The sequence below is a fragment of the Frankia sp. CcWB3 genome (assembly GCF_977927595.1).
On record NZ_CDWRCK010000002.1, the window covers coordinates 31,605 to 52,412 of the forward strand.

Consider the following 20,808-nt stretch of genomic DNA (forward strand, 5'->3'; position numbering starts at 1 on the left):
GGGCGCTGCCGCGCATCCGCTCCGAACGCCCGGCCTTCGACCTGCACTATCCGGCCACGATTGGCCGGGTCGACTACCACGCGACTCCCGAGATCAGTTAAGGCGGCCATGGCATGAAGGTGGAAGGCATCATCTTCAACTTCTTCGGGGTGTTCGCCGGGGCCGCCGCGCTGGTGTACTGGTTCTGGTCGAAGGACCCGACCGGCACGGCCGCGCTGACCCTCACCACGGGGCTCGGCCTGCTCGTCGGCGGCTACCTGGTCTTCACTGGCCGGCGGATCGGCATGCGCCCGCAGGACCTGCCGGATGCGGAGATCGCCGACGGGGCGGGGGAGCTCGGGCACTTCACCCCGGGCAGCTACTACCCGTTCTTCATCGGGGCCAGCTCGGTGACGGCGGCCATGGGCCTCGTCTTCGGCGTCTGGCTGATTGTTCTCGGTGCGCTTCTGGTCGTGGTGTTCGTGACCTGCCTGGTCTTCGAGAACTTCTGGCACCCGCCGGTGCCCGAGGACTGATCCCGCCCGGGTCGGGGGGTCCCCCTTCCCAAGGCCCGCTCAGGGAGCCGTGGCCACCGCCGTGTCGACCGCTGCGGCGGCGGCCTGGCTCGCGGTCACCCAGCGATCCAGGACGGCCCGGGCGGCGCCGGAGTCCACCGCCTCGGCCGCCCGGGGCAGGGCGGCGCCGATCTGCTCGGTGACGGGGGCGTCGGAGGGGCCGGCCGCGGCGACCAGGGCGGTGGCGGCGGCGAGCAGGACCGCGTCGCGGACGGGTCCGGGCTCATCGGCGAGCACCGACCGGGTGACGGCGGCGTTGTAACGGGCGTCCGCGCCGCGCAGCGCGGCGCGGTCCGCGACGTGGATGCCGACGTCGCGGGGGTCGAACCGCTCGCGGCGCGGCTGTCCGGCGCCGGCCGCGACGACCCACACGGCGGACGTCGTCACCGGGGTGAGCTCGTCGAGCCCGTCGTCGCCGCGGAACACCAGCGCCCGGGTGCCCCGGTCGGCCAGCACCCCGGCGACGACGGGAGCGAGCCGCGCGTCGGCGACGCCGATCGCCTGCGCGCCGGGGCGGGCCGGGTTGCTCAGCGGCCCGAGGATGTTGAACGCGGTGGGCACGCCGATCTCGCGCCGGACCCCGCCGACGTGCCGCATCGCCGGGTGGAAGACCTGGGCGAAGCAGAAGGCGATGCCTGCCGTAGCCAGGCACGCCTCGACGCCGGCTGGCGGCAGGTCGACCACGACACCGAGCTCCGCGAGCAGGTCCGCCGAGCCGCAGGATGACGACGCGGCCCGGTTGCCGTGCTTGACCACCGGCACACCCGCGCCGGCGACGACCAGCGCGGCCATCGTCGACAGGTTCACGGTGTGGGAACGGTCGCCGCCGGTCCCGCAGGTGTCCACGGCGCGGGCCCGTACCTGCTCGGACAGGCTCAGGGGCGTGGCACTGGCCAGCATGGCCCCTACCAGGCCGGCGATCTCCTCCGGCGTCTCCCCTTTGGACCGCAGCGCTACCGCGAACCCGGCCACCTGCGCGGGCGAGGCGGCCCCCGCCATGATCTGGTGCATCGCCCAGGCGGTGCACGCGGAGTCCAGGGACTCGCCCGCCAGCAACGCCCCGATCAGCTCCGGCCAGCTCGTCTCGACGGTCGGGAGAGCCCCGGCGGGGGGAGCGCCGACGGGGGAGCGGCCGGTGTAGGAGTGGGATGCGCTAACGGTGGTCATATCTCGGAAGCCCTGGATCTCAGTGGGCGAGCTGGGCGCCGGTGAGCGGCTGACGGGCCACGGCGCCGCCGGCACGCGCCCGCAGCAGTGTCACGACCGCCTCGGTGAGCAGACCCGGGTCGATCGGATGGGTGACCACCGCATCCGCCTGGGACCAGGTGGCGAGCCAGCGATCGTCCGGGCGGGCGACCAGCAGGATGGTCGGCGGACAGTTGATGACCTCGTTCTTCAGCTGCCGGCAGAGCCCCATGCCGCCGCTGGGGGTGGCCTCCGCGTCGAAGATGCACAGATCCGCCTCGTGATGATCGACCACGCCGATCGCCTCGGGGGCGTCGGCGGCCTCGACGAACTCAATCGGACCGAGGCCAGCGGCGGGGAGACGGCCGATCGCGTTCCGGACGTGTTCGCGCACATCCGCTCGGTCGGCGTAGACGAGGATGGTGATCATGTCGTCCGCGGGCCTTTCGCGAGAGGTGACCATCGCCGACCGGCGGTGAGCCGGCCAGCGGTGAACTGCGGACCGCCCTCCAGGCACCTCGGGCTCCCAGGTACCCCGGACATCCGGGCACCTCGGAAGTGGACGCTGCCATGTGAGAGTTGTCCCGTGCAGGCTACCTCCCGCGGACCGTCGGACGTGACCCGTGTCGCGTCGCCCGCCGGGTCCTCGCCGGGCCGGGTGGGGCCGGGATCACAGACCCCTGGTTGCCTTCGGATCGTCGCAGGAGTGATACTGAAACTCGTTCTCAATCGGTGGACCCTGATGCCGGCCGGACCGCGTGACGCCTCGATCGCCGCCGCCGGCGGCCCGGGGCGTTCCACCGCCGTACGACGGGCGTGATCCTATGAACAACCAGACCGATCTTCGTCTCACTTCGCAGCGGATGGCCGTGCTGGCGGTGCTGGCGGCGGCCCGCGACCATCCGACCGCGGCCGAGGTCTACGAACGGGTGCGGACCGTGTCCCCGGGGATCGGCAGCGCGACCGTATACCGCACACTGGCGTTGCTGGTGTCCGCCGGTCGAGCGATCGAGCTGCGCCTGGGCGGCGGCCCGGCGGCCCGGTACGACGCCAACACGAGTCGTCACGACCACGTGGTCTGTGGCGGATGCCGTCGGGCGGTCGACATTGATCACCCCGTCCCCGACGGGATGATGGCGGAGATCGCGTGCCGCTCGGGATTCGCCATCACCGGGTACGACCTGCAGTTCCGGGGGCTGTGCCCGGATTGTCAGGCGAACGGCTCCGGCCCGGCCCGCGGCGCGGACAGGACCGGTCAATAGTGAACACCCATCCACAAGGAGCACTTCATGCCGAAGCTTGACGGCACCAAGACCCACGAGAACCTCAAGGAGGCGTTTGCCGGCGAGAGCCAGGCGAACCGGCGTTACCTCTACTTCGCCCGCCGGGCCGACATCGAGGGGCTGACCGACGCATCTTCGCTGTTCCGCGACACCGCGGAGGGCGAGACCGGGCACGCCTTCGGGCACCTGGATTTCCTCGCGGAGGTCGGCGACCCGGCGACGGGCGAGCCCCTTGGCACGACCATGAAGAACCTGGTCAGCGCCGTTGCCGGCGAGACCTACGAGTTCACTGCCATGTACCCCGGCTTCGCCAAGACCGCCCGCGAGGAGGGCTTCGAGGAGATCGCGGACTGGTTCTCGACCCTCGCCCGGGCGGAGAAGACCCACGCCGGTCGGTTCAAGAAGGCCCTCGACGCGCTGTCGGCCGAGGAGACGGCCGACGCCTGATCGTCGGGGTTTCTCGATCGACCGGGCCGGGGTGGCGGGGCGATGCCAGTAGTCCCCGTCGCCACCCCGGCCCGTATCGTCGCTCCCGCGCCGTGGGCCCTCGGCCGTTCCTGGACCGCTCGCCCGTTCACGGATCCCAGCATTTCCGGACAGGAGATCGCACGATGGCGCTGACCATCGCCGACATCACCACCGACCACCAGGCGTACGCGGAGCGCCGGCCGCGGCTGCGCAGTCAGATGATCCTGGTGCGCGCCGAACGCCGGGTACGGGTCGGGGACATCGTCGTCCTCGAGTTCGACAACGAGCAGACGCTGCGCTACCAGGTGCAGGAGATGGTCTACACCGAGCGGCTGACCGCCTCCGCCGACGTCGCCCACGAGATCGATGCGTACTCCCGCCTGCTGCCCTCCAGCCACGTCCTCACGGCGACGGTGTTCATCGAGCTCTCGGTTCTGGAGACTGTCCGCGAGGAGTTGGGGCGGCTTGCCGGGCTGCAGCACAGTTTCGCCCTGGAGATCGGCGGGACCCGGGTGGCGGGCGAGGAGATCCCCGGCCTTGACGAGGATCCCGATGTGACCACTGAGACCGTCTCCGTGCACATGGTGCGCTTCGCGCTGACCGATTCGCTCCGGGATGCTTTCCGCGACCCCGAAGTGCTGGTCGAGCTCGTCGTGGAACACCCGGAGTACAGCGAGGCGACGCCGTTGACCGGAGCCACCCGGCGTGCCCTCATCGCGGATCTCGCGTTGCGGTCCTGACCGGCCCACTCGGCCGGCGCCGACCTGTCACGGCCGGTCGCAGCCGGTCGCAGCCGGTCGCAGCCGGTCACGGTCACGGTCACGGCCGGTCGCGGGTCCCCGGTCGCGGGTGAGGTCGGACACGTCCGCGGGCAGTCGGTTCGCGCGCGGCGGGATGGGTAGGCGGAACACCTAGGGCACGCGTCCGTGTCGGCACGTCCGCCCACCCGTCAACGTCAGCACGTTCATCCACGTCAGGGAGCCACCCGTGACCGATGACCAGCTACGTCCCGACCGCACCCGCCCCGGCGCCGCTGTCCCGGCCGGCGTCCCCTCCGCGCAGGGCACGGCCGCGCGGGCCGCGCTGCACCGCCTCGCCGAAGGTAAGGACGAGCGAGCGGCGCTCGGCGATCTCGCCGTCGCCGAGGTCCTGCTGCCCGACCTCGGTAACGACATCACCGATCTGTCGGAGGAGGACGACAGCGTCCTGCAGCTGCCGGTGGCCGACCGGCAGGACGGCACCCAGTTCGTCCCGACGTTCACCTCTGAGCAACGCCTGGCCGAGGCGCTGCCGGAGGTGGCGCGTTACCGCACGGTCCAGGTGGCAGCACTGGGCCGGATCTGGCCGTCCGATGATCTCCTGCTCGCGGTCGATCCCGGCTCGGAGGGCGGCATCGCCCTGCCGGCGGACGGCCTGCGGGCGCTCGCCGCGATGTCCGGCTGAGGCCCGCCCGGCGTCACGTCACGTCGCGGTCGGGGGCCACGTCGCGGTCGGGGGTGTCCGTGTTGGCTCGACCGTGCCCGCCGAACGGCGCTGGCGGGCCGGTGCGTCGCGGGTGAGGCACGCAACATCGGCCGGGTCAGCCTTGTCGCTCCGCATCGTTCGTAGGCCGACTGACATCGCTGTGACCTGCGTTTTTCCAGTTGCGGCAGGGCTTTGCCGGGCACGCGAGGCAGCCGCCACGATGATCCGGGGCGGTCATCGACGGGTCGTAGTCCTACCGAACGTCGAACCTACGGTGGCGCGTGGGCCGTCCCGTGCCAGAATGACCGACGTGGCCTCAGCCCCCGTCCTCGAGAAGGCTCCTCCACCGCACCCGACGGCCAACCGTCCCTCGATGGTCTCGGTTGGCACGGTCGTGTGGCTGTCATCGGAGCTGATGTTCTTCGCGTCCCTGTTCGCGATGTACTTCACGATCCGTTCGGTCAACAGCGGCAACTGGCCGCCGGCTACCGGCGACCCTGCCGGATCCGAACACGGACCCGTGGAGCTGCACGTCGGGTACGCGTTGTTCTTCACCGTGATCCTCGTTCTGTCCAGCGTCACCTGCCAGCTCGGCGTGTTCGCCGCCGAGCGTGGTGACGTGTACGGGCTACGGCGCTGGTACCTGATCTCGCTGATCATGGGTCTGGTGTTCGTCGGCGGCCAGGTGAACGAGTACTTCAGCGAGAACAAGTTCACGATGGCGTCGCACGCCTACGGATCGGTGTACTACCTGACCACCGGTTTCCACGGGCTCCATGTGATCGGCGGTCTCGTCGCCTTCTTGATGGTGCTGGGCCGATCGATGTACGGGCGCTTCACGCCGGAGAAGGCGACCTCGGCGATCGTCGTGTCGTACTACTGGCACTTCGTCGACGTTGTCTGGATCGCCCTCTTCGCGACCATCTACCTCCTCCAGTGAGCGACATGACTGCATCCTCGGGCACCTCGTCATCCTCGGGCACGCCGTCGGGCATCCCACCGTCGGGTACTCCGGCGCCGGGCACCCCCGCGCCGGGCACCCCCGCGCCGGGCACTGCGGCGTCGCGATCCTCGGTGCCGGTCGCCGCCACGAAGCGGTTCTCGGGCGGGCGCCGTTCGCCCGCGCGTCGTCGCCGGAGGTCCTCCGCGCTGGTCATGGTCCTCGGCCTGCTGGCCACGGGGGTGCTGTGGACGGTGCTCGCGCCGGGCGGCAACGCCGCGCAGACCCCGGACGCCAACGAGGCGGTCCGGCAGGGCCGGGCGCTGTACCTGCAGGGCTGCTCGACCTGCCACGGGCTGGGAGCGCAGGGCACGAACACCGGGCCCAGCCTCATCGGCGTCGGCGCCGCCGCGGTGGACTTCCAGGTGTCGACCGGCCGGATGCCGCTGGCCGCCCCCGCCGCGCAGGCCGACCGCAAGCCCCCGATCTACTCGGCGACCCAGATCGACCAGCTCGCCGCGTACATCCAGAGCCTTGGCGGCGGCGAGGAGATACCGAAGGTCACGGACGCGGCGCTCAACGACGCCGATCTGTCGCACGGCGGCGAGTTGTACCGGGCCAACTGCGCGCAGTGCCACCAGGCCGTCGGTCAGGGTGCGCCGCTGACCTACGGCAAGTTCGCCCCCTCGCTGAATGAGTCCACCCCGGTGCAGGTCGTCGAGGCCATGCGGACCGGGCCGGAGTCGATGCCGGTGTTCGGCCCGCGCCAGCTCAACGAGGAGGCCGCGATCGCGATCGCGGCCTACATCAGGCACATGAAGGAAACGCCGAGCGCCGGTGGGCACAGCCTCGGTAACTACGGTCCGGTGCCCGAGGGGCTGCTGGCCTGGCTGGTGGGCGTCGGTGCCCTGCTGGGCGTGTGCCTGTGGATCGGAGCGAGGCAGAAGGTATGAGTGGAGTGACCAGACGGGCCCAGGAACGCCGGGGCCGGCGGATTCCGGTGCGGACCAGCCGTCCGTCCCGAGGGACCGGCGTATGCACTACCCGGGCTACCAGGGCGAACCGGCCGATGAATCTGAGCAGGACTCGATGAGCAGCATCTTCAGAAGGGCGAAGCACCCGGTGGACACCTCCGGCCAGCCCGCCGGGGGATCCGGGGTGTCTGCCGGCGGCCCGGACGTCCCGGCCGGGACGCCGGACGGCCCGGAGGCCCTGGGCACGCCGCCCCACCAGACCGACTCGACCCGTGAGCCCGGGACCACGGCCGTTCGCCCGCGGGCGGGGGTTATCCAGCCGACCTACGGGGAACGGGCCGCCGGCGGGGTGACCGTCCGTCCGCCGCGCGCGCAGGACGTGGACCGCCGGGCCGAGCGGCGGGCGGAGCGGCTGATCGCCGGCTGGTTCTTGATCTCGGTGATCGGCACCGTCGGGTTCGTCGTCACCAATTTCGTCGGTGACAAGCACAAGGCGTACTACACCCCCTCCCTCGGGGCCGCGCTGGGCCTCGCCGTTGGTGGGCTCGGCATCGGCCTGATCCTGTGGGCCAAGCGGCTGATGCCGCACGAGCAGGCCGTGCAGGAGCGCCACGCGTTCGCCTCCTCGAAGGAGGAGATCGCCGTCACCGAGGAGGAGATCGCGGCCGGGTTCGCCGACACCGGCCTCGCGCGCTACCCGTTGCTGCGCCGCACCCTGCTCGGGGCTGGCACCGTGCTCGGCGGGCTGATCGTGGTGCCGCTGCTGAACCTGACGAACGCCAAGCCGGGCAAGAAGCTCGACCACACGAGCTGGGTGAAGGGTGCCCGCCTCGTCACGGAGGACGGCCGTTACGTCAAGCTCGGCGACGTCGCCATCGGCGGCATCGAGACCGTATTCCCGGCCGTTCCGGTGACCGAGGCCGACGGCACCGTCGCGTACCAGCCGAAGACCGATATCCAGACCAAGGCCGACAGCACGACGATCCTCATCCGGCTGCCACCGGGGGTCGACCGCCCCCGCAAGGGCCGGGAGGACTGGGGCGTCGACGGCCACGTTGCCTACTCCAAGATCTGCACGCACGCCGGCTGCCCGGTCAGCCTGTACGAACAGCAGACCCATCATCTGCTCTGCCCCTGCCACCAGTCCGTCTTCGACGTGCGGGACGGCTGCCGGGCGATCTTCGGGCCGGCCAGCCGGTCCCTGCCGCAGCTTGCCATCGCCGCGGACAATGCCGGGTTCCTCTACGCCCGTGACGGTGACTACCACGAGCCCGTCGGTGCCGCCTTCTGGGAGCGCTCATGACCACCGCCTCCGCCCCCGAGTTCGTCAAGCGGCCGGGCCCGATCCGGAAGGCCAACCGTGAGCTCGACGAACGGTTCGGCAACCAGGCCTTTCTGCGGCGCAACCTGAACAAGGTCTTCCCCGACCACTGGTCTTTCATGATCGGGGAGATCGCCCTCTACAGCTTCATCGTGCTGCTGCTGACGGGCATCTACCTGACCCTGTTCTTCGACCCGTCGAACACCGAGGTCATCTACAACGGTTCCTACGTCCCGCTCAAGGGCGTGGAGATGAGCCGGGCCTACGCCTCGACGCTGGACATCAGCTTCGACACCCGGGCCGGTCTGGTGTTCCGCCAGATCCACCACTGGGCCGCGCTGGTCTTCGTCGCGTCGATGGTCGTGCACATGTTCCGGGTGTTCTTCACCGGCGCGTTCCGCAAGCCTCGCGAGACCAACTGGCTGATCGGCATCGGTCTGGTCGCCCTGTCGATGCTCGAGGGCTTCGCCGGCTACTCGCTCCCGGACGACCTGCTCTCCGGCACCGGTCTGCGGATCGCGGCCTCGATCGCCCAGTCCATCCCGATTATCGGGACGTGGACGTCGTTCCTCGTCTTCAACGGGGAGTTCCCGGGCGTCAACTTCCTGCCCCGGCTCTATGTGACGCACATCCTGCTGGTGCCGGGCGTCCTGCTCGCGCTCATCGGCGCGCACCTGGGCATCCTGTGGCACCAGAAGCACACGGACTTCCCCGGGCCGGGCAAGACCGAGGACAACGTCATCGGCCACCGGGTCTTCCCGGTGTTCGCGGTGAAGTCCGGCGGGTTCTTCATGCTGGTCTTCGCGATGCTCGCGCTGCTCGGTGGTCTCGCCCAGATCAACCCGATCTGGATGTTCGGCCCGTACGACCCGGCGAAGGTCAGCGCGGCCTCCCAGCCGGACTGGTACATCGGCTTCCTCGACGGCTCGACCCGGCTCATGCCGCCGTGGGAATGGCGCGGCTGGGGACACACCCTCCCCGCGGTGTTCTGGCCGACTGCCGTCCTGCCGGGCATTATGTTCACGCTGGCGGCGCTCTATCCCGCGCTGGAAGCCAGGTTCGCTGGGGACACGAAGCCGCACAACCTCCTGCAGCGGCCCCGGGAGGCGCCGACCAGGACCGCGATCGGCGCGATGGCGATCAGCTTCTACCTGGTGCTGATGATCTCCGGCGGTAACGACATCATCGCCAAGACCTTCAGCATCTCGCTGAACGCGATGACCTGGGCCGGCCGCATCGGGCTCATCGTCGTGCCACCGATCGCCTACGCGGTGACGAAGAAGATCTGCATCGCGCTCAACCAGAAGGACGCCGAGATCGAGCATCACGGCATCGAGACCGGGATCATCCGCCAGCTTCCCAGCGGGGAGTTCGTGGAGGACCACCGCCCGAAGCCAACTCCCATCCCCGACCATCCGCTCGTCCCGACGGACCGGTTCGAGCTGCCGGCGGCCAACGGGCACGGCGACGGTCACGGCAAGGGGCTTGCGCGCCGCGCCGGCAAGGCCGTGACCGGGTTCTTCGTCGAGGAGAAGCAGCCACCCGGCGGCGGCCGGCAGTAGCCGTCCGGCCTGACGGAGTACCTGACGGAGCAGCTGGCGTCAGTACGTGGCGTCCTGACGTCATGGCCTGACGTCACGTCAGGCCGACGGGAACCACTCGTCACCGTCATACGCACGTACCGGCCGGCCGGGGGCCGCACCGAATCCGGCCGCGGCGCGGATGGCGCCCGCGGCCGGCCAGCTCCACTCGCCCTCCAACCGCACGAGCCGTACCCCCGGCCCACTGAGCCAACGGGCGATGCGCTCGGTCTCCTCGACGGAGGCGCACGGGGCCGGGCCGGGCCGTGGCCGCACCGTCTCGGCGCTGGCGACCACGGCGTCGACCCAGGGCCGCGGATCGACACCGGGCGGCACGCTCGCCGCTGACACCAGCCGGCCGTGACGCACCGCGGCCAGCTCCCAGCCGGCCTCGGCGGTCGGGGCCGCGGCGACGAGCTCGGCGACTCCGGTGAGAGCCGACAGCCGCTGGGCACGTGCGGCCGCGCGGACGAACGCGATCATCCGGTCCCGCTGGACGGCGGCCTCCTCGTATCGCTGCTCGGCGGCCAGCCGGTCGATGCGCCGCGTCGAGGCGGCGATGACTCGGCCCGGATCGCCGGTGATGGCGGCCCGGGCGGGGGCGACGTGCCGGCCGTAGCTCGCCATGTCCTCCCGGCCGTCGCACGGCGCTCCGCATCTGCCGAGGTCGGCGAGGGTACAGGCGGGCCGGCGCACGCGCGGGGACAGGCGCCCGGAGCACTGGCGCAGCGGCACCGCGGCCAGCAGCGCCTCGGCGGCGGCGTCGGCGGCGCGGACACTGCCGAACGGCCCGAGATAGGTCGCGTCGTCACGGGCGGCGCGTACCCGTGAAAGCCGCGGGAACGGCCCGTCGGTGAGCTTGAGGTACACGGATCGCTCCGGGAAGCGGGATCGGCGGTTGTACGGCGGCTTGTACTCGGCGATTAGCCGCAGTTCCCGGACCTCGGCCTCCAGGGCGTGCGCGCAGCCGATCGCGTCGACCCGCTCAGCCAGCGCCACCATCTCCGCCATCCGGGTCCGGGGCTCGCTGGCGGTGAAGTAGGTACGGACCCGGGAACGCACCGAACGCGAGGTGCCGACATACAGGGCCCGTTCGTCGGCGTCCCGGAAGATGTAGACACCCGGGCCCGTCGGCAGGCCGTCGGCCAGGTGCCGTTTGCGTCGCTGGGCCGGCGACACCCGGGAGCTGTAGTCGTGCAGGTCCTCCAGGGTGGTCACGCCCGCGTTGCCGAGCCGTTCGAACAGCCCGTGCAGCACGTCGACGGTGGCCCGGGCGTCCGCCAGCGCCCGGTGGCGGGGTTCGACCGGGCTGCGGAACAGTGAGGCCAGCGACGTGAGCCGGGAGTCGGGACTCTCGTCTCTCGTGACCACCCGCCGGGCGATACGCAACGTGTCCAGATACTCCCAGTCGGGCACCGGATAGCCGCAGAGCTCGACGGCGGCGCGCAGGAAGCCGAGGTCGAACGGGGCATTGTGGGCGACAAGAACGGCACCGCGGGCGAACTCCAGGAAGGTGGGCACCACCTGCGCGACCGGCGGCGCCGTCGCCACCATCACGTCGGTGATGCCGGTGAGCACCGAGACCATCGGAGGGATGCCGACGCCCGGCCGGACCAGAGTGGCCATCTCGGCGAGGATTCGGCCGCCGCGGACCCGGACCGCGCCGATCTCGGTGATCTCGTCGGTTCCCGGGGAGGTGCCCGTCGTCTCCAGGTCGAACACGACGAAGGTCACGTCCGCCAACGGGCGACCGAGATCGTCCAGCCTGCCCTGCCCTGCCCTGCCGGGGCGGCCGGGGACGGTCCGGGGTGGGATCTGGGCGCACGGCGTCACGGTAGGCCCCACCCCCGACAGTTTCACGCCCCGGATTGTCCGCCGGGCCCGGAGGCGAAAGCAGGTCCGCCTCGCCGCACGTCGTCACGGAGGTTCCGGGTCACGGAGGTTCCGGGTCACGGGCCGGTGGAAAATGGTTAACGATACCTGATCCGTAGGGTGCTGGGTGTGCCACGGGACGGTATTGGCCATAGAATTCGCCGCGGTTGTCCCGTTTATGGTCCCGTCGGGGCAGTCCGGTGCTTCTGTCGGGGCGTGTGCTCAAACGTGCGGCCAACTCGGCAGGCCTGCGTGCGTCGAATGCGGAACCATGCCCAGGTGGCATGGTTCGAGACGAACGGCATTCGAGTGGCGCGGGTCGCGGTCGACTGTTCGAACGTTGACGTGATGGTGCGCTTCTGGTCCGCCGCATTGGGATACGAGGTGAGCTGGCGTGACGACGGGGTGATCCTGCGTCACCCGGCCGGCGCGGGACCCAAGCTCCTCCTCAGGCCCGGGGCGAAGCGCGATGCCGGCCGTAACCGGCTTCATCTGGATCTCTACGCCGTCGACGCGGAGCGTGTGATCGGCTGGTTGTCGACCCTCGGTGCCCGCCGGGTGTCCCGGTACGACGACGACGGGGAGAGCGGATACGTTCTCAAGGATCCGGAGGGTAACGAGTTCCGGGTGATGACGGTCGGGCCGGCGGGATTCGCGTGCCCCTTTGTCTGACACCCCGGCGGGCCGGGCTCCCACGGGGTTGGGTTCCCGGCGGGTCGGCGAGGGTGGAGCACGGTTTCGGAGAAGCGTGCTCCACACCACCGTCGCGTTCAGCGGAAAACGTGACGGCTCGACGGCCGGGTGAACGGCCATCGGCCATCGGGTGCTGTCGTCACGCGCCGGACGACCCGGTCGATAGGGTCGTAGCCATGTCGAGCGTCTTCACCCGGATCATCAACGGCGAGCTTCCCGGTCGCATCGTCTACTCCGACGAGCACGTGGTGGCGTTCCTGACGATCGCGCCGATCCGGCCGGGACACACCCTGGTCGTTCCCCGCACCGAGATTGACCATTGGATCGATCTACCCGATGATCTCCAGGTCGCGTTGTGGAGCGCCGCGGCGACGGTGGGCCGCGCCATCGACGCGGCCTTCCGACCTCGGCGGGTGGCCGCGCTCGTCGCCGGGCTCGAGGTCCCGCACGTCCACGTGCATCTCCTGCCGATCGAGGACGAGACGCAGATCGACTTCAGGCTCGCCGACCACAACCCCGACTCGGCCGAGCTCGATGCCGTGGCCGAGCGGATCCGTGCCGCCCTCGGCTGAGCCGGGTACCGGCCGGCGCGGATCTGGCTGTTCTGGCTGTTCTGGCTGTTCTGGCTGTTCTGGCTGTTCCGGCGGATCGTAGGGTTACGCGGCGGTCAGAGCTGGAACTTCGGTGGATCGACGGCGAACAGCGGTTCCCAGTTCAGGATGGCGTGCCCGGGTGGCGCATCGATGACGATGTTGCCCCGGACCCGCTGCCCGGCCTTGAGAGTCGACACCGACAGCCGCGGCGCGACGTTCTCGTAGCTGCCGTCGTACCGGGTGCCGTCGGAGGTCTGGATGTAGAAATCGGACGGTGAGGCGGACGTCGACCCGCGGCTCACCTCGACCGTCACGTTAATGACGTAGTAGGCCCCCTGGGCGGGCGCGTCGCCGTACTGGGTCACCTTGCCGGTGGTGGAGCAGACGCTGTTGAGGGTGACCCTGGCTTCGAAGTCGCTGACCGAGGAGGTGGCCCGGCCGACGGCGGTGCCGGAGCCGCCGATCGTCGCGGTGCCGGCCGCCGGCGCGTGCTGTGGCGTCACCGGAACGCAGCTCGGCACTCCGTTTGGCGGGGTCGCGGTCGGGGCGGCCGCGGTCGCGGTGGTATTCGGGAGGTCGGGCACGGTCACCGTCGGGGCCGGTGGGGAGGCGATCTCGGTGTCGTCACCGCCGCCCACCGCGAGGGCGATCACGACACCGAGCACGATGGCGGCGACCACGGCGAGGGGCACGATGATGAACAGCGGACTGGTCCGCTGCCGGGGCGGAGGCGGCGGGTAGCAGCAGGGGGGTTCTGGTAGGCGTCGGGACCGCCCTGGTAGCCGACCGTCTCCGGGTATGGGGCACTCCCACCCTGGTAGGGCCCGGCAGCCGCGGCCGGGGGATGGTCCGGCTGCTGCCAGCCGCCCGGTTGTCCCCAGCCCTGCCCGACGCCGGGCTGTCCCCACCCTGGCGCAGCGCCGGGGTGCTGTGGGCCGCTGGGCTGCCCGCCCCACTGCTGCCCGCCCGGTTGCGGGACGGTGCCCGGCCAGGCGAGGCGTGTCTCCTCCGAGTCGGGCTGGTTCGGCTGGCCGGGCTGGGGCGCTCCCCACGGTGGGACCGGAGCCGGCGGGGGAGTAGAGGGCGAACCGGAGGCGGGGGTGCTGCCAGCGTCCGCGGGCTGGTGCCAGGGGTCATTCGGCTGCCTCCACGCCTCCTGGCTCCCGTCACCGCTGGGGGGCTGGTGAGGCGGGTTCTGGTCGGTCACGATGATCCTCTCAGGCGCAGCCAGGGCCGCGTTCGGAAGAAAACGAGCATAAGGGGCGCGCCTCGCGAGGCTACATAAGCCGACTTTCACCTGAGGCAATGCCCGCCTCGCCGTAGGCCGCCGACGTACCGATCCGGCCGGTAGCGGCCGTGAGTGCCCTGAGCTCTCCCGATAAGCTATACTGTCATCGTTCTCCCCGTCGGCTCCGGAGTCCCGCGTGCCTTGCTGTCTGGCCGGTTGGACGAGCCGTTGGAGATACGGCCCGCCCGGTTTGTCCGTCGTGCGCGTGTTGATGAACATTTCGTCGCCACCCTCGGATTCGCCGCATGAGTGAGCCGCTTCCGGCGCCGGTGCGGGCGCATGTCGTCGAGTTCGCCGAGCAGACGCTGGCGGATCTTCCCGAGCCGGAGGTCCCGCCGTCGCTGGTCGCGGTGCGCCGCTTCAAGCCCTCCCGCCGCGTCCGCCAGGGAGCTGTCCCGCTGGCCGCGGCGGTGGACGGTGACGTGTTCCGCGGCCAGGTCGCCGAGTGGATCCGCCGTCATCATCCCGAGCTTGTCGAAGCCGTCAGCTCGCCGGACGGACCGCCGCCCGCGGCGCCTCCCGAGAAGATCGCCGCGGTCGCGTACCTGCTGCGGGTCTCCGGCTGGCAGGAGCTGGTCCAGGTCGCTGCGGCGTCCACGTCGGAGGCGGCGGTCCGCAGCCAGGTCGACGAGGCCGAGCGGACGATACTGCGGCTCACCGAACAGCTCGAGACGAGCAAGCGCATCGCCGCGGCCGAGCAGGAGGAACTGCGCGAGCAGTTGCGGGCGGCCCGGGCGGAGGCGGACGAGGCTCGCCGGCGGCTGCGCTCGTCCACCGCCGGGATCCGGCGGGCCGAGGACGCCACGCGAGAGGCCCTGACCGCGGCCGAGGCAGCCCGGGACGCAGCCTTGGCCGTCAGCCGGGATGCCGAGGCGGAGACCCGGCGGCTGCGCGGCCGGGTGGCGGAGCTGGAGAGCGCGCTCGCCTCCACCCGCCGGGACAGCCGCGAGTCCCGCAGCGTCGATGACGCCCGGTTGCGCGTTCTCCTTGACACCCTGATCGTCTCGGCGCACGGCCTGCGACGCGAACTCGACCTCCCGACGATGGTCGCGAGGCCCGCGGATCTCATCGCTCGCGGCGGAGCCGGCCCGAGTAACGGCCCGCAGGCGTTCGCTGGGGCCCGCGGGCGGCCGGACGACGACCCCTCCCTGATCGACGAGGTGTTGGCCGTCCCCGGGGTCCATCTGATCATCGACGGGTACAACGTGACCAAGCGGGGCTACGGCCGCCTCACCCTGCAGGCCCAGCGTGAGCGGCTGCTGTCCGGACTCGGTGCGCTCGCGGGCCGCAATCCCGACAGCGAGGTCACGGTCGTCTTCGATGCCACCGCCGTCGTGGCCCGGCCGGTGGGTGTCGCCATGCCTCGGGGGGTGCGCGTGCTGTTCAGCCGGCCCGGGCAGCTCGCCGACGAGGAGATCGTCCGGCTGGTGCGGATGGAACCGGAAGGCCGCCCGGTCTTCGTCATCACCTCCGACCGGGAGGTCGCGGAGAACTGCGCCGCCGCCGGAGCCCGGGCGGTACCCTCGGCCGCTCTGCTGGCCCGCCTCGACCGGTAGGGGATCCGTCGGGCGGGACTTTCGTCGGGCGGGACTTGTCCGCCGAGAATTGTCGGACCCTGGACCTACCGTCGGTGAAGTCGGGAGATCGGTGCTCGGATTGTCTGTCGTCGCCGACCTCCACCGGTTCGGATCCGGAAGGTGCGCACGATGCTGATCGACTGTGACTCCTGCACCGCCCGTGGTGTCAGGTGCGCCGGCTGCATGATGACCGTCCTGCTCCCGGCGCCGGGCCCGCCCGTCGGCTGGGACGCCGAGGAGCTCGAGGCATTGCGGTTGCTCGCCGACGCCGGTCTGCTGCCCCCGCTCGCCGACGTGCGGACGGCACTGCTGGACCAGGCGCCGCGGCGTCGCCGCGCCGGCTAGCCCGCCCGGCCGGGGGGCCGGCGCGGGCGCCGGTGGGGCCGTGGGAAAACGCGGTGGGACCGTGGGAGAATATGGACGGATGCGCGTGCTGGCCGTCACGAACGATTTCCCGCCTCGTCCCGGCGGGATCCAGGCCTACGTGCACAACTTCGCCTCGCGGCTGCCCGGGGGCGAGATCGTCGTCTACGCCCCGGCCTGGAAGAACGCCGCGGCCTTCGACGCCGAACAGAACTTCCCGGTCGTGCGGCACACCATGTCGCTGATGCTGCCGACACCGGACGTCCTGCGCCGAGCCAGAGAGATCGCCCGGGCGGAGGGATGCGACACGGTGTGGTTCGGCGCCGCGGCACCGCTCGGGCTGCTCGGAGCCCGGCTGCGCCGCGACACGGCCGTGCGCAGGATGGTCGCGAGCACCCATGGTCACGAGGTCGGCTGGGCGGCGCTGCCGGGGGCGCGTCAGGTGTTGCGCAGCATCGGCACCGCGGCCGACGCCATCACCTATCTGACCAACTACACCCGGGCCCGGGTCCGGCCCGCCTTCGGCGGCCATCCCACCTTTGCCCGGCTGCCCAGCGGAGTCGACCCCTCGCTGTTCCGTCCCGGTCACGGGCGCGAGGAGATGCGCCGACGCCATGGGCTGACGGGCCGCCGGGTGGTGGTGTGCGTGAGCCGGCTGGTCGCCCGCAAGGGCCAGGACATGCTGATCCGGGCGCTGCCCATGGTACGGCGCCGCGTGCCGGACGCCGCGCTGCTGATCGTCGGCGGCGGTCCCCGGCGGGGTGATCTCGAACGGCTCGCCCGGGAGAACGACGTCGCCGAGAATGTGATCATGACCGGTTCGGTGCCGTGGGAGGAACTGCCGGCGCACTACGCGGCGGGCGACGTGTTCGCGATGCCCTGCCGCTCCAGCCTCGCCGGCCTGGAGGTCGAGGGGCTCGGCATCGTCTTCCTCGAGGCGTCGGCGACCGGCCTGCCGGTGGTGGCCGGCCGCAGTGGGGGTTCCCCCGACGCCGTCCTGCACCAGCGCACCGGCATCGTGATCGACGGTACCGATCTGGCGCAGGTCGCGACGACCGTCGGTGATCTGCTTGCCGACCCCGACCGGGCGGCGTCGATGGGTGCCGCGGGGCGGGCGTGGGTCGAGCTGCGCTGGCGGTGGGACGTCCTCGCGCAGGACCTGCGCACGCTGCTTGCCGGCCCGGACGGGGTTAGCGCGGGGTGGCGTAGATGTCCTCCACCGCCTGGCTGAACCGGTCGAGCACCAGCGAGCGGCGCACCTTCAGGCTCGGGGTGAGCTCGCCGGTCTCCACCGTGAAGTCCTGCGGCAAGATCGCGAACTTCTTGATGCTCTCGGCGTGCGACACCGTCGCGTTCGCGGCGTCGATCGCATGCTGGATCTCGGTGCGCAGGCCGGCGTCGTCGACCAGGTCGGCAACCGTCGCGCCGGCCGGCTTGCCCGCCGAGGACCGCCACCGGTCGAACGCCTCGGGATCGAGCGTGACGAGGGCGGCGATGAAGGGCCGCCGGTCCCCGATCAGCATCGCCTGGCTGACCAGGGGATGGGACTGGACGATGTGCTCCAGCGGCGCCGGCGCGATGTTCTTCCCACCGGCGGTGACCAGCAGCTCCTTCTTGCGGCCGGTGATCCGCAGGAAGCCGTCGGCGTCGAGGTCGCCGAGGTCGCCGGTGTGCAGGAAGCCCTCGGCGTCGAGCGCCTCCTTCGTCGCGAGCTCGTTGTTGCGGTAGCCGCGGAACAGCAGGGGACCGCGGATGAGGACCTCCCCGTCATCGGCGATGGCGATCGTCACGCCGGGAAAGGGCTGGCCGACGGTGCCCATCCGGACGTTGCCCGGCCGGTTCGCCGCGGCCGGCGCGCTGGTCTCGGTCAGACCGTAGCCCTCGAGCACCGTGAACCCGATCCCGCGGAAGAAGTGGCCGAGGCGTTCACCCAGCGGCGCCCCGCCGCTGACCGCGTAGCGGGCCCGCCCGCCGAGCGCCGCCTGGAGCTTGCTGTAGACCAGCGCGGCGAACAACCGGTGCCGCAGCCGCAGGAGCAGGCCGGGGCCGCCGCCGTCGAGAGCCCGGCTGTAGGCGACCGCGGTGTTCTCGGCGGCATCGAAGATCCAGCCCCTGCCCTCGGCGTGCGCCTTGTGGCGCGCCCCGGCGTGCACCTTCTCGAACACCCGGGGCACGGAGAGCAGGAAGGTCGGGCGCACCTTGGCGAGATCGGGCAGCAGGGTCCGCGAGTCCGGGGTGTAGGCGAGGGTGAACGCCCCCTGGACCACGCCCACCTGGAGCATGCGGGCGAACACGTGCGCCAGCGGGAGGAACAGCAGTGTGGACGCACCGGGCGCGAACAGCTCGGGCAGCGTGGCGATGGCCGCCTCGGCGGTGAACAGCAGGGCGCGATGGGTGATCTCGCAGCCCTTCGGTTGGCCGGTGGTCCCCGAGGTGTAGATGATCGTCGCGAGGCTGTCGGCGTTGACGGACGCCCGGGCCGCCGTCAGCTGCTCCGGCGCGATGCCGACGCCGTCCACGGCGAGACCGGCCAGCGCCCCGTGCTCGATGACGAGGACCTCCCGCAGCGCGGGGACGCCGTCGCGTACCTGCGCGACCCGCTCGGCGAGCTCGTCGTTTTCGACCACGAGAACCTCGACGCCGGCGTCCCGCAGGATCCACTCGATCTGGCCCGGGCTGGAGGTCTCGTAGATCGGCACGCAGACGGCGCCGGCCAGCCACGTCGCGTAGTCGACAATCGTCCACTCGAACCGGGTCCGGCTCGCCAGACCGACGCGGTCCCCGGGCCGCACCCCGCGGGCGATGAAGCCCCGGGCGGTGGCCACGACGTGATCGCGGAACTCGCGGACGGTCATGCCGACGAACTTGCCGTCGATCTTGTGCTGGATAAGCGTACTGTCCGGATGCGCCGCCGCGTTGCGGAACACGGCGTCCGTCAGGGTCGTATCGTCGGCGATGGTGATCAGGGGCGGGGAGGTGTACTTGCGCACTGCTACTCCTACCAGTCCTACCAGATGGCTTGTGCACGCCGGGGGGACGACGCCACGGAACAACGGAAGCACGGAACAACGGAAGAACGGAAGACCAGGCCAGGGCATCAGACGTTAGCCTCCGGGCGGGCGGTTTGCGACCTTGCGGGGTGTAAAGGGTTCCCTTCGACGGCGTCCGACCGATGATCGTTGCCGGTGAGCGCGACCGCCGGGGACATGTCCCGGGTACGCCCAGGATCCGCGCGGCATCCCTCATCGGCCGGATGGGCCGTTCGAGTAGGGGCGACGGGCCCCTGTCGGCGCCTAAGCTTCCAGCCATGCGGGTCCACGTGGTCAGCGACGTGCACGGGCGGGCGGATGCGCTGGCGGCGGCGGGCGAGGAGGCCGACGCATTCGTGTGTCTGGGTGATCTCATTCTCTTCATCGACTACCACGACCACGGCCGGGGCATCATGGGCGACCTGTTCGGCGCCGAGGCCGTGGGTCGCATGATCGAGCTGCGTAACGCCCAGCGGTTCGACGAGGCCCGGGCATGGTCCCGGACGCTGTGGGCGAGCCTGGGCGGGGACCGCACGCAGATCGTGGAGGCGGCCATCCGCCGTCAGTACGAGGTGCTGTTCGCGGCGTTCCCGACCCCGACCTACCTGACCTTCGGCAACGTCGATCTGCCGCACCTGTATCCTGAGTACCTGCGCGACGGCGTCACCCTGCTGGACGGGCAGACCACCACGATCGGCGGGTTGCGGTTCGGCTTCGTCGGCGGGGGGCTGCAGACCCCGATGCGCACCCCCTACGAGATTGACGACGACGCCTTCGCCGCCAAGGTCGCCGCGGTGGGCGAGGTCGACGTCCTGTGCTGCCACATCCCCCCGCATATCCCCGAGCTGGTCTACGACATCGAGGCACGCCGCTTCGAGCGCGGCAGTGTGGCGATCCTCGAGGCCATTCACGCGACCCGGCCGCGCTACGTGCTCTTCGGGCATGTGCACCAGCCGTTGACGGCCAGCCTGGAGATCGACGGCACACGCTGCGTGAACGTCGGACATTTCCAGGCTCGGGGGACGCCCTTCGTTCTCGAGTGGTAGCCGGGCGCGCTCGGTGTTCCGGTAGCCTCAGGCGATCGGTCGGGGATTGTTCCCGGGCCCCGGAGAGATCCGGGTTGCCGGTGGGCCGGCGACGCCGTGCTCTTCAGCCGCGCTCGAAGAATGTGGAGGTGCTGTCTGCCATGGCGGACCACGCCCGATCGACGATCGTCATCAACGCCCAGCCCGCCGCGGTGATGGGGGCGATCGTCGACATCTCCGCGTATCCGACCTGGATCGGCCAGATCGAGGAGGCCGAGATCCTCGACATGGGCCCGGACGGCCGTCCCCGGCGCGCCCGGTTCCGGATCAACGCCGTCGTCATCAAGGACGAGTTTGTCAACGAGTACACCTGGAAGGGCGACGATCAGGTCGTCTGGAGCATGGTCGATGGCCAGGCGATGTCGTCGCAGGACGGCAGCTACACCCTGCGCGACCTGGGTGACGGTAGCACCGAGGTGACCTACGACCTCACCGCTGAGACAAAGATCAAGATTCCTGGTCTGCTCCGGCGGAAGGTGCAGAGCGGCATCGTGGATGCCGCTCTCAAGGACCTCAAGAAGTACGTCGAGAGCTGAGCG

General features: G+C 70.9%; 21 protein-coding genes. 16 read left to right on the top strand and 5 right to left on the bottom strand.

Annotation, left to right across the window (positions count from 1 at the left end; genetic code table 11):
- Nucleotides 1–113: 113 nt before the first annotated feature.
- A complete protein-coding gene (gene ctaF, locus ACY5KJ_RS00565; RefSeq protein ID WP_462186434.1) occupies nt 114–515 on the top strand; it encodes an aa3-type cytochrome oxidase subunit IV in 402 nt (133 codons plus the stop codon).
- A 39-nt stretch (nt 516–554) separates the two neighbouring features.
- On the opposite strand, the gene trpD is transcribed toward ctaF, so the two are convergent.
- Nucleotides 555–1,721 (bottom strand): anthranilate phosphoribosyltransferase, encoded by a 1,167-nt coding sequence (gene trpD / locus ACY5KJ_RS00570; RefSeq protein ID WP_462186433.1) that lies wholly within the window; start codon nt 1,719–1,721, stop codon nt 555–557.
- A gap of 19 nt (nt 1,722–1,740) precedes the next feature.
- Nucleotides 1,741–2,169 carry a response regulator transcription factor gene (locus ACY5KJ_RS00575; RefSeq protein ID WP_462186440.1) on the bottom strand — a complete coding sequence of 143 codons (429 nt, stop codon included), beginning with the start codon at nt 2,167–2,169 and terminating at the stop codon, nt 1,741–1,743.
- A 394-nt stretch (nt 2,170–2,563) separates the two neighbouring features.
- On the opposite strand from ACY5KJ_RS00575, the gene ACY5KJ_RS00580 reads away from it, so the two are divergent.
- The 8 genes from ACY5KJ_RS00580 to qcrB all read left to right on the top strand — a co-directional run bounded on the left by ACY5KJ_RS00580 (nt 2,564) and on the right by qcrB (nt 9,751).
- Entirely contained in the window at nt 2,564–3,001 is a 438-nt protein-coding gene (locus tag ACY5KJ_RS00580) for a Fur family transcriptional regulator (protein ID WP_462186432.1), read from the top strand.
- 27 nt (nt 3,002–3,028) lie between these two features.
- Nucleotides 3,029–3,469, top strand: coding sequence for a rubrerythrin family protein (locus ACY5KJ_RS00585; RefSeq protein WP_462186431.1), 441 nt, complete (start codon nt 3,029–3,031; stop codon nt 3,467–3,469).
- A 164-nt stretch (nt 3,470–3,633) separates the two neighbouring features.
- Nucleotides 3,634–4,230 carry a DUF3501 family protein gene (locus ACY5KJ_RS00590; protein ID WP_462186430.1) on the top strand — a complete coding sequence of 199 codons (597 nt, stop codon included), beginning with the start codon at nt 3,634–3,636 and terminating at the stop codon, nt 4,228–4,230.
- Between the two features lie 247 nt (nt 4,231–4,477).
- Nucleotides 4,478–4,933, top strand: coding sequence for an SseB family protein (locus tag ACY5KJ_RS00595; RefSeq protein ID WP_462186429.1), 456 nt, complete (start codon nt 4,478–4,480; stop codon nt 4,931–4,933).
- 322 nt (nt 4,934–5,255) lie between these two features.
- Nucleotides 5,256–5,894, top strand: a complete 639-nt coding sequence (ctaE, locus tag ACY5KJ_RS00600; protein WP_462186428.1) for an aa3-type cytochrome oxidase subunit III — start codon at nt 5,256–5,258, stop codon at nt 5,892–5,894.
- Between the two features lie 5 nt (nt 5,895–5,899).
- On the top strand, nt 5,900–6,847 hold the full coding sequence (gene qcrC, locus ACY5KJ_RS00605; RefSeq protein ID WP_462186439.1) for a cytochrome bc1 complex diheme cytochrome c subunit: 948 nt from the start codon (nt 5,900–5,902) through the stop codon (nt 6,845–6,847).
- Nucleotides 6,848–6,983: 136 nt separating this feature from the next.
- Nucleotides 6,984–8,171 carry a cytochrome bc1 complex Rieske iron-sulfur subunit gene (qcrA, locus tag ACY5KJ_RS00610; protein ID WP_462186426.1) on the top strand — a complete coding sequence of 396 codons (1,188 nt, stop codon included), beginning with the start codon at nt 6,984–6,986 and terminating at the stop codon, nt 8,169–8,171.
- Nucleotides 8,168–9,751: a cytochrome bc1 complex cytochrome b subunit gene (gene qcrB, locus ACY5KJ_RS00615; RefSeq protein ID WP_462186425.1), complete on the top strand. Its 1,584-nt coding sequence runs from the start codon at nt 8,168–8,170 to the stop codon at nt 9,749–9,751. The genes qcrA and qcrB overlap by 4 nt, the downstream gene beginning before the upstream one ends.
- Before the next feature lie 78 nt (nt 9,752–9,829).
- On the opposite strand, the gene ACY5KJ_RS00620 is transcribed toward qcrB, so the two are convergent.
- Complete coding sequence (locus ACY5KJ_RS00620) at nt 9,830–11,602, bottom strand: DEDD exonuclease domain-containing protein (RefSeq protein ID WP_462202461.1); 1,773 nt, start codon at nt 11,600–11,602, stop codon at nt 9,830–9,832.
- 300 nt (nt 11,603–11,902) lie between these two features.
- Between ACY5KJ_RS00620 and ACY5KJ_RS00625 the strand changes: the two genes are divergently transcribed.
- Entirely contained in the window at nt 11,903–12,313 is a 411-nt protein-coding gene (locus ACY5KJ_RS00625; RefSeq protein ID WP_462186438.1) for a VOC family protein, read from the top strand.
- Nucleotides 12,314–12,510: 197 nt separating this feature from the next.
- Nucleotides 12,511–12,906: an HIT family protein gene (locus tag ACY5KJ_RS00630; protein WP_462202462.1), complete on the top strand. Its 396-nt coding sequence runs from the start codon at nt 12,511–12,513 to the stop codon at nt 12,904–12,906.
- A gap of 95 nt (nt 12,907–13,001) precedes the next feature.
- On the opposite strand, the gene ACY5KJ_RS00635 is transcribed toward ACY5KJ_RS00630, so the two are convergent.
- Nucleotides 13,002–13,619 carry a DUF4352 domain-containing protein gene (locus ACY5KJ_RS00635; RefSeq protein WP_462186422.1) on the bottom strand — a complete coding sequence of 206 codons (618 nt, stop codon included), beginning with the start codon at nt 13,617–13,619 and terminating at the stop codon, nt 13,002–13,004.
- Nucleotides 13,620–14,460: 841 nt separating this feature from the next.
- On the opposite strand from ACY5KJ_RS00635, the gene ACY5KJ_RS00640 reads away from it, so the two are divergent.
- From ACY5KJ_RS00640 to ACY5KJ_RS00650, 3 genes are all read left to right on the top strand, one after another.
- Nucleotides 14,461–15,771: an NYN domain-containing protein gene (locus ACY5KJ_RS00640; RefSeq protein WP_462202463.1), complete on the top strand. Its 1,311-nt coding sequence runs from the start codon at nt 14,461–14,463 to the stop codon at nt 15,769–15,771.
- A 150-nt stretch (nt 15,772–15,921) separates the two neighbouring features.
- Complete coding sequence (locus tag ACY5KJ_RS00645; protein ID WP_462186437.1) at nt 15,922–16,137, top strand: hypothetical protein; 216 nt, start codon at nt 15,922–15,924, stop codon at nt 16,135–16,137.
- A 79-nt stretch (nt 16,138–16,216) separates the two neighbouring features.
- Nucleotides 16,217–17,386, top strand: a complete 1,170-nt coding sequence (locus ACY5KJ_RS00650) for a glycosyltransferase family 4 protein (protein WP_462186420.1) — start codon at nt 16,217–16,219, stop codon at nt 17,384–17,386.
- Here the strand turns inward: ACY5KJ_RS00650 and ACY5KJ_RS00655 are convergent.
- Complete coding sequence (locus ACY5KJ_RS00655; RefSeq protein ID WP_462186419.1) at nt 17,346–19,145, bottom strand: AMP-dependent synthetase/ligase; 1,800 nt, start codon at nt 19,143–19,145, stop codon at nt 17,346–17,348. The two genes, ACY5KJ_RS00650 and ACY5KJ_RS00655, sit on opposite strands and share 41 nt — an antisense overlap.
- 317 nt (nt 19,146–19,462) lie before the next feature.
- Between ACY5KJ_RS00655 and ACY5KJ_RS00660 the strand changes: the two genes are divergently transcribed.
- Nucleotides 19,463–20,230 (top strand): metallophosphoesterase family protein, encoded by a 768-nt coding sequence (locus ACY5KJ_RS00660; protein ID WP_462202465.1) that lies wholly within the window; start codon nt 19,463–19,465, stop codon nt 20,228–20,230.
- A 140-nt stretch (nt 20,231–20,370) separates the two neighbouring features.
- Nucleotides 20,371–20,805: an SRPBCC family protein gene (locus ACY5KJ_RS00665; RefSeq protein ID WP_462186436.1), complete on the top strand. Its 435-nt coding sequence runs from the start codon at nt 20,371–20,373 to the stop codon at nt 20,803–20,805.
- The last annotated feature ends 3 nt before the right edge of the window (nt 20,806–20,808 follow it).